This window comes from Mesorhizobium sp. C372A (genome assembly GCF_030323245.1).
In the GTDB taxonomy this organism is placed as follows: Bacteria; Pseudomonadota; Alphaproteobacteria; order Rhizobiales; family Rhizobiaceae; genus Mesorhizobium.
Window position 1 is genome coordinate 3,127,591 of sequence record NZ_CP100475.1, and the last position, 12,405, is coordinate 3,139,995.

A 12,405-nucleotide genomic window follows, 5' to 3' on the forward strand; every position below is an offset into this window, starting at 1 on the left:
GCGCCGAAATCGCGTTCCAGCAAAGTATCGGCTTCTTACGCGTCGCTTCGCCGACCGGACCCTTGGCCCAAAAGACAGTCGGCGCCGGGATTTCTCCCAGCGCCTCCCTGTCAGATCAGGACACGGTCGCGGCAGCAACTTCCGCAAAGTCGTCGCGCCATGCCGGCCTTGATTTTGACGGTCCTGCCAGTCACCGCCGAAGGCAGTGCCCGTTCCAGACCACGCCGTTCTCCACCCTTGCGAGCTTCGTTCGGCGCGCCATCGAAGGTTTTCGCCGTCCTTCATGGCAGCATCGGTCCGCCGTTGGCGTTCGCACGCTTTCCGCGGCCCCGTAGGTCTCGGCATCCGTCCCTCGAACAAGCAAGCCTGCTCTCGCTTCGGGCCGTACGGGCCTCAGGAAATCCGCCTTTTCGCTTTGCCTTTCGGCGTGGCGATCGGTAGCCGCCTGAGATGGGTTAAACTTACGCCGGGTAAGGGTTTTGGGGAATGGGCGTGAGCCTGTGGATAACGGGATTATCGGGGATCGTTTGCCACAAAGCTCGGAATTTCGACTCCAGCTGCATTAGACAGCCCGCCCGCTTTTTGCGCCTGATCGGCTGTGCCCCTTGCTCCGCCGGCTGGCGCGGGCTTCAATGCCGGCAAAGCATCGAGCCTATCGGCTCGGTGCGGGGAGGGTGCGCATTGAAAGTCGGGGTGGTGCTCAATCCGATTGCCGGCGGCGGCCGGCTGAAACGGCATTGGCCGGAGGTCGCTGCTTCGCTGAAAAAGCATTTCGGCGAATTCGAGCTGCGCGAGACGCAGGCCGAGGGCGACGCCGAAAGGCTGGCGCTCGACCTCGCGGCAAGCGGCTTCGAGCTGGTGATCGCGGCCGGCGGCGACGGCACCGCCAGCGAGGTGGCCGACGGATTGCTGCAGGCATTCGATGAGAGCGGCCGGACAACCGAACTTGGCTTGCTGCCTTGCGGCACCGGCATCGATTTCGCGCGCGGGCTCGGGCTGCCGAAAGAGGTGGATGCGGTGCTGAAGCGGATCGCCGAAGCCAAGGCGCGCAAGGTCGATGCCGGGCGCATCTGCTACATCGACGACCACGGCGCGCTGGCCAGCCGGCACTTCATCAATATCGCCAGCCTCGGCCTGTCCGGCGCCACGGACCGTGCGGTCAATGCCGACAAGCGCAAGGGCAGGATGTCGGCCAAGGCGCTGTTTTTCTGGCGCACCGTGGTCGAGTTCATCCGCTACCGCTTCCAGGATGTCCGGATCACCGTCGACGATGGCACCCCGGTCGAGGCGCGCATGGCGCTGGTGGCGGTCGCCAACGGAAAGTTCTTCGGCGGCGGCATGATGATCGCCCCGGACGCCGAACTCGCCGACGGCCAGTTCGACATCGTCGTCCTGCGCGCGGCCGGCAAGCTGAAGCTGATCTGGGATATTCGGCTGCTCTATGGCGGCCGGCACCGCAACCATCCGGCCATCACCATATTGCGTGGCCGGAAAGTGGTGGTCGAACCTATCGGCGATGTCGAGAAGAACGGCGCGCTGGTCGACATAGATGGCGAGTCGCCGGGGCGTATACCGGCGACCTTCGAGATCCTGCCCGGAGCGCTGACGCTGAGATATTGAATCAAGGCGTTGAGGGATTGATTCAGGTGGTTTGAGCGGCGATTCCGGCGAACCGGCCAAGGGCCTGAAATCGCAGGACATAATTACCCGGCTTAGCTTTCCAGCTTGGCTGGGAAACCGGGCGCGCGCAGATCCATGTCGACGGCATCCTCGAGCAGTTTGACGATCTGGGTCGACCAGGCGCCGCCGCCATATTCCTGTTTGCCCATCAGGAAAATCTCACTCACAAGCGGCGCCAGTTGGAGTGGCAGTCTGAACTCCCTGCCCATCGCAAGCGCAAAGCCGAGGTCCTTCAGTGCCAGGTCCATGGTGAAGCCAATGTCGTAGGAGCCGTTGAGGATGAGCTGGCTTTCGGTCTCATGGACGAAGCTGTTGCCGGAGGAGGCGACGATGGCGTGGTAGGATTGCGCGAGGTCGAGGCCGCCTTGCTTGGCCAACATCAGCGCCTCGCCGGCGGCGACGAGATGGATGAAGGCCAGCATGTTGGTGATCACCTTGATCACCGCCGCCGAGCCGACCGGACCCATCAGGAACGACTTTGCGCACATCGCTTCGATGGCGGGACGATGGCGCTCGTAAAGCGCAGCATCGCCGCCGACAAGCGCGGTGATCTTTCCGACCGCGGCCAGATGCACGCCGCCGGTGACCGGGCACTCCAGCGTCTCGATGCCTTTGGCCGCGGCGAGGGCGGCGAGGCGCAGGATCTCGTCGCGGCCGTTGGTCGACATCTCGATCCAGGAGCCGCCCCTGGGCAGACCCTCGAGCAGGCCGCCGGCATTCGCCAGCACCGCTCCGCTGACCTTGGGCGAGGGCAGGCAAGTAATGGCATTGCCGGCCTGTGCCGCCGCTTCGGCCGGGCTGGTCGCGGCCGTGGCGCCGAGCGCCACGAGGCGCTCGACGGCGGCGGGGTCGCGGTCGAAGACGATGACGACAAAACCGTTGCGCAACAGGCTGGCGGCAAGGTTGCCGCCGAGATGGCCAAGGCCGATGAAGGCGTAGCGTTCGCTCACGGCATCAGCGGCGTTTGCATCATCTGCAAATGCAGTTCTTTGCCGGTGTAGGGATGCGCGTCGCAGACCGCTTCGTCCAGCACGACGCCGAGGCCCGGCTCCTTCGATGGAATGACATTGCCGTCCTGCCATTCGATCTTCTTCTTGAGCAGTGTCGCGTGGAAGCCGTCCCACTGCTTCAGCGATTCCAGGATGAGGAAATTGGGCAGCGTCACCGCCAGCTGGATGTTGGCGGCGCCAACGATCGGCCCACAATAGCAGTGCGGCGCGATCTGGATGTGGTATGCCTCGGCCATGGCGGCGATCTTCTTGGTTTCGAGAATGCCGCCGGAACGGCCAAGGTCCGGTTGCAGGATGGTGGCGGCGCGGTTCTCGATGATTCGGGCGAATTCGAACTTGGTCGTCAACCGCTCGCCGGTGGCGATCGGGATCGACGTGCCTCGCGCCACCTGAGCCATCACTTCGGGCATGTCCGGCGGCACCGGCTCTTCGAACCACAAGGGATCGTAGGGCTCGATGGCGCGTGCCATGCGCAGCGCACCCGACGCGGTGAACTGGCCATGCGTGCCGAACAGAATATCGGCGCGGGTGCCGACGGCTTCGCGGATCGCCTTGACCATGCGGGTGGAGACATCGATGTCGATCAGGCGCGGCTGGTGGCCGTCGAAGGCGGTGTAGGGGCCTGCCGGGTCGAGCTTGACGGCGTTGAACCCCTGCTCGACATATTCAAGCGCGCAGGCGGCCGCCAATTCGGGGTCATTGTAGACGTTCCGGCCGTCCGGCGCGTCCTCCGAATGGACGCTGCCGGTGTGCGGATAGAGATAGGTGTAGGAGCGCAGCGTCTCGTGCACCTGGCCGCCGAGCAGTTTGTAGACCGGCTTGTCGGCTTCCTTGCCGACAATGTCCCAGCAGGCCATTTCCAGCGCCGAGAAACAGCCCATGCCGGTAACGTCGGGGCGCTGGGTAAATCCTGAGGAATAGGCGCGGCGGAAGAAGGTCTCGATGTCATGCGGATCGTGGCCGATCAGGTAACGCTCGGCCATGTCCTCGACCAGCTTCGCTGTTATGTGAGCCGAGAAGGTGGCGTTGTAGGCCTCGCCGTAACCGACGACGCCGCCATCGGTGGTCAGCTTGACGAAGATGAAATACTTGCCGCCGATGCCCGGCGGCGGATTGCCGACTACCCAGGTCTTGACGTCGGTGATCTTCATTTTTGGTCCTCCAGAACCAGTTCGGCGCCCTTCCATCCGGTCATGACCGAGGCGGCGTTGGTGTTGCCGGTGATGTTGGCGGGAAATATCGAGGCGTCTATGACGCGCAGACCTTCGAGCCCGTGCACTTTCAGGCGCGGGTCGACGACGGCGGCCCCGGCGTCCGGCCCCATGCGGCAGGTCGAGACCGGGTGATAGACGGTGCCTGAGCGCTTCCTGAAATCCTGGATCAGGTCAGCATCCGACTGGATCGATGGGCCCGGCAAAACCTCCTCAGTGATGATCTCGGCCATGGCGGGCATCGAGGCAATCTTGCGCACGAACTTCACCGCCGCCAGCATCTCGTCGACATCGGCGTTGGTGGAATAGGCGTTGGCGAAGATCCTGGGATAATCACGCGGATTGCTGGAGCGGATCATGATCTCGCCGCGGCTGGACGGGCGGCAGTTGGAGAGGCCGATGGAAAAGCCCGGCCACGGATCTGGCGTCAGGATCGGGCGCTCGCCGCTCTTCGGGATGACGGTCGAGAAAGCCTGGAAATAAAGCTGCATGTTGGGGCGCGAAAACGCCGGGTCGGTTCGGAAGAAGCCGCCGCCATGGTTCATCGACAGCGACAGCGGGCCGGAGCGGGTGAGGATGTACTGCATGCCGACCAGCAGCTTGCCCCACCAGGGCCGCAGGATCTGGTTGAGCGTCGGCACGTTTCCCTTGAAGGTATAGTTGATGCCGACATGGTCCTGCAGATGCGCGCCGACATTTTCGTTGGCGTGGACGACCGGGATGCCAAGCCCCTTGAGCAGTGACGAGGGGCCGACGCCGGACAGTTGCAAGAGCTGCGGCGAGTTGATCGAGCCGGCGGACAGGATCACCTCGCGGCCGGCCCGCGCCGTCTTGGTCTCGCCGTTCTGCAGATATTCGATGCCGACGGCGCGCTTGCCCTCGAACAGGATCCTGCTCGCCAGCGCATTCGTCTCGACGCGGACGTTTTTGCGCTTCATCGCCGGGCGCAGGAATGCGCGCGCGGCCGACATGCGGCGACCATTCCTGGTCGAGATCTGGTAGGTGCCGACGCCTTCCTGGGCGGCACCGTTGAAGTCGGGGTTGAGCGGCAGCCCGGCTTGCTGGCCGGCGGCGAGGTAGCGCCTGGTCAGCGGATGGACGGCGTTCGTCGTGTCGGTGATATGCAGCGGCCCGCCGGTGCCGCGCCATCTATCGGCGCCGGCCTCATTGTCCTCAAGCGCCTTGAAGCCCGGCAACAGATCGTCATAACCCCAACCGGGATTGCCGGCATCGCGCCAGTCATCAAAATCCTCGCGCGCGCCTCGGATCCAGACCATGGCGTTGATCGAGCTTGAGCCGCCAAGCAGCTTGCCGCGCGGCCAATGGTCGACATTGCCGGCAAGGCCGGGGTCCGGCTCGGGCTTGTAGTTCCAGTTGACCGCGGGGTCGAAGAAAGTCTTGCCGTAGCCAAGCGGCATCTGGACATAGAAGCGGCGGTCGCTGCCGCCGGCTTCCAGCACCAGCACGGAGTAACGGCCGGAAGCCGACAGCCTGTCGGCGAGAACCGAGCCGGCTGAGCCGGAGCCGACGATGATGAAGTCATAGGTCTGCATGATTGGTGTTGGCGGCTCCGCAAAACTGGCTGCAGCCTATCCGCGGCAGGCTTCCGAAGTCGCGGTGCCTTCCGGCATGCGTTGTGAAAAATGCGACCGTGAGACGCCTGGCCGGAAAAGCTGCCATGGAACCGACATTGCGCCGGGAGCCTCGCCCGTCGCGTTGACCTCTTGGGTCCATGACGCTAGGGGATCGAGGGCAATCGTTTCAGGGGATCCGGCAGATGGTGCATTACGCGGACGGACGGCCGATCGGCGATCTGACCTTGCGTACGCTCGCCATGCCGGCCGATGCAAATGCGGCCGGCGACATCTTTGGCGGCTGGGTGATGGCGCAGATGGATCTTGCCTGCGGCATCCGTGCGGCCGAGCGGGCCAAGGGCCGCGTGGTGACGGCGGCGGTCAAGGAAATGTCCTTCGCCAAGGCGATGAAGATCGGCGACACGCTGTGCATCTACACCCATGTCGAGCGCGTCGGCCGCACCTCCATGACGCTCAAGGTCGAGGCCTGGGCGCAACGCTACCTCTCCGACCTGATGGAGAAGGTCACCCACGCCGATTTCGTCATGGTGGCGCTGGATAGCGACGGCAAGCCGAAGCCGATTCCAACCGAAAGTTGACATCGTCGATTCTGCCAAGCTTGCGCTTATGTAACATCCCCCGCGCGGGCGATGCGCTGCGCGACATCCAATGGTTGCCTTCACATCCGATTCTGCGGGCGGCGGAGGGAAGACAATGCGTCAACACATGCTGAACGGCTGGCTCGTGGCGGCCCTCGTCGCGGTGATCTGCCTGCTTGGCACGACCGCTTATACCGAGATCAGGAAAGAGCTTCCAAGCGTTGCCTGCACGCACGACCGGACCGTTGGCAACGAGCGGACTGCCCAGCGGTCTGCAAGGGCAGAGACGTGCGGCGCAGTGTGTTGCAGCAACCCTGCGTCAAAGGCCTGAGGGCTCGTCAGCGGAAGACCTCGTCAGCCTCAAAATGATGATGCGCCGGCGAACGAAACGCTGCAGCTATGTCGCCATGGCGTGACCAACGATGCAAGGGCGGATCCAGTTAAACCCGGGTACGCGTCGTCGACGGCAAAATCCGTAAACTATTGCTGGGCAACGGTTTTCAGGCGTGCACGCCATCGAATCTTTCACGCGCCGCCTGGACCCGCGAGGTGTTCTTCCGCGCCCATTCGCCGAGCGCGCCGACCGGCACCAGCAGCTCATGGCCGAGCTCCGTCAGCTCATAGTCGACGCGTGGCGGGATGGTCGGGAACACGGTTCGGGTGACGAAGCCGTCGCGCTCAAGACCGCGCAAGGTGGTGGTCAGCATCTTCTGCGAAATGCCGCCGACAGCGGCGCGCAACTCATTGAAACGCAGCGGTCCGCCGCCCAGCTTGCCGACGACCAGAACGGTCCATTTGTCGCCGACGCGCTGCAGGATTTCCGAGACGGCGCGGCAGTCTTCGGTGTTGTGCGGGTGCCTCAGTAACATAACGGTGCCTCCTTGCGCTGCCATTTGTCAGTATCTCATATAGCGCCGGTATCCAAACGATACCAGCTTTTGCATATATGGAGAGCCCCATGTCCAAGCCCAAAATCGCCATCGTCGTCGGTTCGACACGCGCCGCGCGTTTCGCCGATGTGCCCGCCCAGTGGATCGCCAAGATCGCGAAATCCCATGCCGACATCGACGTCGAGACCGTCGACCTGCGCGACTGGCCGCTGCCCTTCTTCGACGAGGTCGCCTCGTCCGCCTGGGCGCCGTCGCAGAACGAAGTTGCCCAGCGCTGGCAAAAGAAGGTCGCCGAATTCGACGGCTTCATCTTCACCGCCGCCGAATACAACCATGGCCCGACGGCCGTGCTGAAGAACGCCATCGATTACGCCGCCAATGAATGGAACAAGAAGCCGGCCGGTTTCGTCGGCTATGGCAGCGTCGGCGGCTCGCGCGCTGTCGAACATTTGCGTCTTGCCGCGGTCGAATTGCAGATGGCGCCGGTCAAATCCGCCGTTCACATTGCCTGGAGCGATTTCCTGGCGGTGCGCCAGGGCGAGAAGAAGCTCGAGGAGATCGAGCATCTGAACCAGGCTGCCACGGCGCTGGTCAACGACGTTGCCTGGTGGGCCCGCGTGCTCAAGGCAGCGCGTCAGGCCGACGCGATTGCCGGCGAAGCCCAGGCGGCCTGAGCCTTATCCTCCCAAGGATCGATGATTTTTCCAAAGGGCGGCGTTTGAGCCGCCCTTTTTCATTCACGTGAAGAGGCGCTCTCGGCTCCCTTGGCCGGATGGTGGAGTCGGACCGGCAAGGTCGCGCTGATGCCTTGACGATCCGCGCGAAGGATCGCCGCCTGTCACAGCCACCCGCCGGAAAACCCGGCCCGGCGCAGTCCTGTGGTGATGGCCGGCACGCGGCGCATCAATCGCCACAGGAAGTCGGACCGGTAGTTCTCGATCATCAGGGCGATCGGCCCCTGGTTGATGCCGACATGGTCCGGCGATACCCAACCGCAGGCGCGGCCGTCGTCGGCAGCGATCGTCGGGTTGAAGCTCGCGGTGAAGCCGTAAGGGTTGCCGTCGCGCAGGTCCATCTCGTGGAAATGGCGCAGCGCCGGCAGCACGATTTCCGGCGCAAAAGGCAAGGAGGCGATTGCCGCCCATGGCGACAGCGTGCCGTCATCGGGGCCAAACGGTGCGCCGCGGGCGAGATAACCGAAGAAGCGGCGTCCATCGGCTCGCCGCGCGATCGGACCTGGGCCGTCGCTGGCGGTGACGCCCCAGCAATTCTCGCCATAGCCCGCGAACCCCCTCGGATTGCGGATTGCGTAATCGCGCTGCAGATACGTCGCCTGGCGGCTGTTTTCGAAATAGTCGCTGTCGTGACCCTGCATGAAAGCATCGCGGATGTCGCGAAAATCGATCCAGATATGCGAGAACTGGTGGATGAAAAGCGGGCCGGCATAGACCATCTCGCGGCCGTAGATTGTCTTCCACTTATAGGTGGACAGCCAGGCCGCGTAGCTCTCGGGCGGCAGCGAGTGGGTCGGCGAACCGAGACCCAGAACGTACAGGATCAGCGCCTCGTCAAATCCTTCCCAGCGGTAGCGCAGAAAGCCTTTTCCAGGCCGCCAGCCATGGGTGACGGTGGCGCCGCCGTTCTGCGCCCAGCGCCAGTCGGCACGGCGGTAGAGCGCATCGGCAAGCTTGCGGATTTCCAGTTCGAGCTCATCGTCCTCGTCGAAATAAGCGCCGGCAGCCAGAACACCGGCAAGCAGAAGTGCGGTATCGATCGTGGACAGTTCGCAATTCCAGACGCGGCGGCCGGTCTTCATGTCGAGGAAATGATAGTAGAAACCCTTGTAGCCGGTGGCATCGGGCTCCGGCCCGTGCGGGGCGTTCCAGAAGAAGCGAAGCGTGGCGAGCGTCCGCTCGATTGCGGCATCGCGCGTCATGAAACCGCGCTCGACACCGACGGGATAGGACGACAAAGCGAGCCCGACAGCGGCTATGCTGGCAGGCGACGCCTGCGTGTTGCGGTCGGCGACCAGGCCGTTGGCAGGGTTGGCCTCGTTGAGAAAATACTCGAAGGACAGGCGCTGGATATCTTGGAGAAGCTCGTCGTTTAGCGCGTGTTCGTTCGATGCATCCATGACAATCGATATAGAGGCTTTGGCTGCTTTTGCCATTCTTCCAGCGGATCAATCATGGGTGAGGGCAGGCTGGGGCCGATAGCGAAAGGCGCTGCCGACGCACCGAATTCAAATCGAGGGGCTGCGAAGATCGGTTGGACCGCCATATGCACGGCCCTGCCATCTGGCCTGGCCGTCCTCCCCTGATATATCCGGCTGCGATCCATCACATGAGCATGCCCCGTGAAGTCACCCAGCCTGTCAGGCGTCGTTTCCCCCATGACCCCGGTGCTGGTCTGTGCACTTGCGATCTTCCTTCTGTCCGCCATGGATGCGGCGATGAAAATCCTGGTCATCGCCGTCGGTGTCCACAACACGGTGCTGTGGCGAAGCATGCTTGCGAGCGTGGTCGCGGGCACGGCCTGGGCGGCGGGGCCGCGTTCCCTTCCCACGCCTTCCGTGCTGCGGCTACACGCGCTGCGCGCCGTGATCGTGGGCATCGTTCTGCTGTCGTTCTTCTGGGGCCTTGCCAGATTGCCGCTAGCGGATGGGATCGGGCTTAGTTTCGTCGCGCCGCTGTTCGCTCTCCTGCTGGCGGCGCTGCTTTTGGGCGAACGCATACAGCGCCAGGCGATCTGGGCGTCTCTGGCGGGCATCGCCGGCGTCGTCATCATCATGGCCGGACAGTTCGGGCAAGGGAACTATACCGGGGATGCCCTGCTTGGCACGGTGGCGGTGCTCGCATCGACGGTGTTCTACGCCTACAATCTGATCCTCTCGCGGCGGCAGGCGCTGGTAGCCAAACCAGTCGAGATCATGCTGTTCCAGAACCTGTGCGTTGCCGCCGTCCTTCTCCCCGCCGCTCCCTGGCTCGCGGTTGCCCTGCCGGGCAATCTCTGGCTTCCACTGGCCGGGGTGACGGCGCTGTCGCTCTCCGGCCAGTTCCTGATGAGCTGGTCCTACGCGCGGGCCGAAGCGCAATATCTAATCCCGACGGAGTATTCCGCCTTCATCTGGGCGATCGTGTTTGGCTGGCTGTTCTTCGACGAGGCGGCGACCTGGACCACGCTGGCTGGAGCGGCCCTGATTGTGGCCAGTTGCCTGATCGCCTCGCGCTCCAATCCGAAGCTTGCCGAACCGATCGAAGCCGCGGTCTGAGGGCGCTATTCGCTTTGACGGCAGAGCGTCAACGCACCACTTCGCGATGGCCGCTGGGCAGCCGGGTGGCGATCAGCTTGTCGATACGGCGGCCGTCGAGGTCGACGACCTCGAAACGCCAGCCTTGCGCGTCGACGCATTCGCCGGTCGCCGGCAGATGGTGCATGTGCGACAGCACATAACCGGCGACGGTCTCGTAGTCGCGGTTTTCCGGCAGGTCGATACCGAGAACGTCAGCCATCTCGTCGGCTTGCATGTATCCCGCGAGCAGCCATGAGCCGTCCTCGCGCTTGACGGCGTTTTCCTCGTCGCCGGCGTCGGTATCGGCCCGGAAGACGCCGGTGATGGCCTCGAGAATGTCGGCAGGTGTGACGATCCCTTCGAAATGGCCGTATTCGTCATGCACCAGCGCCATCGGCACGTCGGATTCCTTCAGCTTCTGCAGCACATCCAGCGCGTCGGCCTGGTCGTAGACGATGGGGGCGGCGCGCACATGCTTGCGCGGATCGAGTGCGCGGCCGGCGAGCAGGGCGGCCAGCACGTCGCGCGTCTGAACAACGCCAACCATGACGTCGACGCCGCCGTCGCCGGCCGGCAGGCGCGAATGCTGGGTCTCCATCAAGAGCTTGCGGATGGCACCCTCATCGGACTGCAAATTGATCCAGTCGACCTCGGTGCGCGGCGTCATCACGGCGCGCACGGCGCGATCGCCGAGCCGCATGACGCCGGCGATCATGCGCCGCTCGTCAGATTCGATGGTGCCGTGGTGCTCGGCCTCGGCGACCAGCATCTTGATCTCTTCGTCGGTGACTTTTTCCTCGCTCTCGCCGCGCTGGCCGAGCAACCACAATATGGCGCGGCCGGAAATGTCGAGCAGGAACACCAGCGGCGCCGAGACGGTGGCGAGGATGGTCATCGCAGGCGCTGCGCGGGCCGCAACACGCTCGGGATCGCGCAGCGCGATCTGCTTGGGCACCAGTTCGCCGACGATCAGTGAGAAATAGGTGATGATCGCAACGACAATGCCGACGCCGAGCGGATCGGCGATGTTTTCGCGCATGCCGGTCGAGGCCAGGTACACCGACAGCCTGTCGCCCAGCGTGGCGCCGGAGAAGGCGCCCGACAGCACGCCGACCAGAGTGATGCCGATCTGCACTGACGACAGGAATTTGCCGGGATTGGAGCCGAGCGTCAGCGCACGCCCGGCGCCATTAACGCCGCGGTCGATCATCGCCTTGAGCCGCGCCGGGCGCGACGACACGATGGCGAGCTCGGACATCGACAGAAGGCCGTTCACACAGATGAGGACGACCACGGTGGCGATTTCGACGTATAGCATCAGGGCTCAATAGCATTGCGGCGGGCCGCAGGAAAATAGTCCGCGATGATTTTTGGAAAATGACAGTGGTTCAGGGGAATTGCCTGAGCACCCCGACAACAGCCTTGCCGTCGGTGAAATAGGGATCGCCGCCGCCGTTGCGTCCGGTCCTGGTGGCGCCGATGCCCGGGATGTCGCTCACCGAGATCACCATGCCGGCCGCCGACAGGTCGTGGATCACGAGATCGCGCTCGGCGTCGATGTCAGGGGCGATATGGTGGGTGATGGCGCCGGTATCGTGGCTGAGACCAACGCCGCGGTCGAAGCTGGCCGAGCCCATCCAGAGCGTTCGGCCGTCGTCGCCGGTCGCATCGCTGCGCCAGAAGCGGACATGATGGCGCCGGTCGGCGCTCCCGCCGACCGGCTTTTCGAAGGCGAGATCCTGGGCGCGGCCTTCGAACAGCAGCCGGCTGACCGGGGCGTCAGGATAGGGATGGTCGAACAGCACGCTCTCACCGATTTCGATCGCGGTCTTTAGCGTCACGCCATCGGCCGTATCCCATCCGGTCATGGCGAGGGCATGGACCATCTCTTTTTCGGTACCGACAAGGCCGATATTGATCGGGTCGCCGGGAATGCCTTGCGGCGTGTGTGTCACCATCTCGAAAGTCTGCGTGCGAAAGCCGCGGTCGCGAACCGTCCAGAATTCCGGCGCAGCGACATAGGCGAGGGCCAGCCAGACCGCCAGAAGAGCGGCGAGCCAGGTCAATGCGCGTCGTTGCAGGCTTCGTCGGCTCATGAAAGCGGCTCGATCCGTGCGGTATCTGTGCCTGACGGACCCTGGAAATCAAT

General features: G+C 64.0%; 11 protein-coding genes. 4 read left to right on the forward strand and 7 right to left on the reverse strand.

All coding sequences use genetic code 11. The annotated features are described in order from the left end of the window. Nucleotides 1-681: 681 nt before the first annotated feature. The gene (locus NLY42_RS14910) at nucleotides 682-1,620 is read left to right on the forward strand and encodes a diacylglycerol/lipid kinase family protein (RefSeq protein WP_023754560.1); all 939 of its coding nucleotides are present in this window, start codon (nucleotides 682-684) and stop codon (nucleotides 1,618-1,620) included. A 92-nt stretch (nucleotides 1,621-1,712) separates the two neighbouring features. On the opposite strand, the gene NLY42_RS14915 is transcribed toward NLY42_RS14910, so the two are convergent. From NLY42_RS14915 to NLY42_RS14925, 3 genes are read right to left on the reverse strand one after another with little or no spacing between them, the layout of a single operon-like run. Continuing rightward, entirely contained in the window at nucleotides 1,713-2,630 is a 918-nt protein-coding gene (locus tag NLY42_RS14915; RefSeq protein ID WP_023754559.1) for an NAD(P)-dependent oxidoreductase, read from the reverse strand. Continuing rightward, nucleotides 2,627-3,841, reverse strand: coding sequence for a mandelate racemase/muconate lactonizing enzyme family protein (locus NLY42_RS14920; RefSeq protein ID WP_023754558.1), 1,215 nt, complete (start codon nucleotides 3,839-3,841; stop codon nucleotides 2,627-2,629). The genes NLY42_RS14915 and NLY42_RS14920 overlap by 4 nt, the downstream gene beginning before the upstream one ends. Then, entirely contained in the window at nucleotides 3,838-5,454 is a 1,617-nt protein-coding gene (locus NLY42_RS14925; protein WP_286497573.1) for a GMC family oxidoreductase, read from the reverse strand. The genes NLY42_RS14920 and NLY42_RS14925 overlap by 4 nt, the downstream gene beginning before the upstream one ends. A gap of 224 nt (nucleotides 5,455-5,678) precedes the next feature. On the opposite strand from NLY42_RS14925, the gene NLY42_RS14930 reads away from it, so the two are divergent. Continuing rightward, the gene (locus NLY42_RS14930; RefSeq protein ID WP_023671995.1) at nucleotides 5,679-6,074 is read left to right on the forward strand and encodes an acyl-CoA thioesterase; all 396 of its coding nucleotides are present in this window, start codon (nucleotides 5,679-5,681) and stop codon (nucleotides 6,072-6,074) included. A gap of 500 nt (nucleotides 6,075-6,574) precedes the next feature. Here NLY42_RS14930 and NLY42_RS14935 read toward each other — a convergent pair whose 3' ends face one another. Next, a complete protein-coding gene (locus tag NLY42_RS14935) occupies nucleotides 6,575-6,943 on the reverse strand; it encodes a winged helix-turn-helix transcriptional regulator (protein ID WP_023683744.1) in 369 nt (122 codons plus the stop codon). Between the two features lie 89 nt (nucleotides 6,944-7,032). On the opposite strand from NLY42_RS14935, the gene NLY42_RS14940 reads away from it, so the two are divergent. Next, entirely contained in the window at nucleotides 7,033-7,638 is a 606-nt protein-coding gene (locus NLY42_RS14940; RefSeq protein WP_023671992.1) for an NADPH-dependent FMN reductase, read from the forward strand. Between the two features lie 164 nt (nucleotides 7,639-7,802). Here NLY42_RS14940 and NLY42_RS14945 read toward each other — a convergent pair whose 3' ends face one another. Continuing rightward, nucleotides 7,803-9,098, reverse strand: coding sequence for a glucoamylase family protein (locus tag NLY42_RS14945; RefSeq protein WP_023754555.1), 1,296 nt, complete (start codon nucleotides 9,096-9,098; stop codon nucleotides 7,803-7,805). 258 nt (nucleotides 9,099-9,356) lie between these two features. On the opposite strand from NLY42_RS14945, the gene NLY42_RS14950 reads away from it, so the two are divergent. Next, nucleotides 9,357-10,235, forward strand: a complete 879-nt coding sequence (locus NLY42_RS14950) for a DMT family transporter (protein WP_050591106.1) — start codon at nucleotides 9,357-9,359, stop codon at nucleotides 10,233-10,235. Between the two features lie 28 nt (nucleotides 10,236-10,263). Here NLY42_RS14950 and NLY42_RS14955 read toward each other — a convergent pair whose 3' ends face one another. Continuing rightward, on the reverse strand, nucleotides 10,264-11,574 hold the full coding sequence (locus tag NLY42_RS14955; RefSeq protein WP_023683747.1) for a hemolysin family protein: 1,311 nt from the start codon (nucleotides 11,572-11,574) through the stop codon (nucleotides 10,264-10,266). 70 nt (nucleotides 11,575-11,644) lie between these two features. Beyond that, nucleotides 11,645-12,352 (reverse strand): LssY C-terminal domain-containing protein, encoded by a 708-nt coding sequence (locus NLY42_RS14960; RefSeq protein ID WP_286489186.1) that lies wholly within the window; start codon nucleotides 12,350-12,352, stop codon nucleotides 11,645-11,647. Nucleotides 12,353-12,405: the final 53 nt, after the last annotated feature.

Coding starts and splice junctions, on each gene's coding strand:
- NLY42_RS14920 (WP_023754558.1), bottom strand. CDS start 3,841: ATGAAGATCACCGACGTCAAGACCTGGGTAGTCGGCAATCCGCCGCCG.
- NLY42_RS14925 (WP_286497573.1), bottom strand. CDS start 5,454: ATGCAGACCTATGACTTCATCATCGTCGGCTCCGGCTCAGCCGGCTCG.
- NLY42_RS14930 (WP_023671995.1), top strand. CDS start 5,679: ATGGTGCATTACGCGGACGGACGGCCGATCGGCGATCTGACCTTGCGT.
- NLY42_RS14935 (WP_023683744.1), bottom strand. CDS start 6,943: ATGTTACTGAGGCACCCGCACAACACCGAAGACTGCCGCGCCGTCTCG.
- NLY42_RS14940 (WP_023671992.1), top strand. CDS start 7,033: ATGTCCAAGCCCAAAATCGCCATCGTCGTCGGTTCGACACGCGCCGCG.
- NLY42_RS14945 (WP_023754555.1), bottom strand. CDS start 9,098: ATGGATGCATCGAACGAACACGCGCTAAACGACGAGCTTCTCCAAGAT.
- NLY42_RS14950 (WP_050591106.1), top strand. CDS start 9,357: ATGACCCCGGTGCTGGTCTGTGCACTTGCGATCTTCCTTCTGTCCGCC.
- NLY42_RS14955 (WP_023683747.1), bottom strand. CDS start 11,574: ATGCTATACGTCGAAATCGCCACCGTGGTCGTCCTCATCTGTGTGAAC.
- NLY42_RS14960 (WP_286489186.1), bottom strand. CDS start 12,352: ATGAGCCGACGAAGCCTGCAACGACGCGCATTGACCTGGCTCGCCGCT.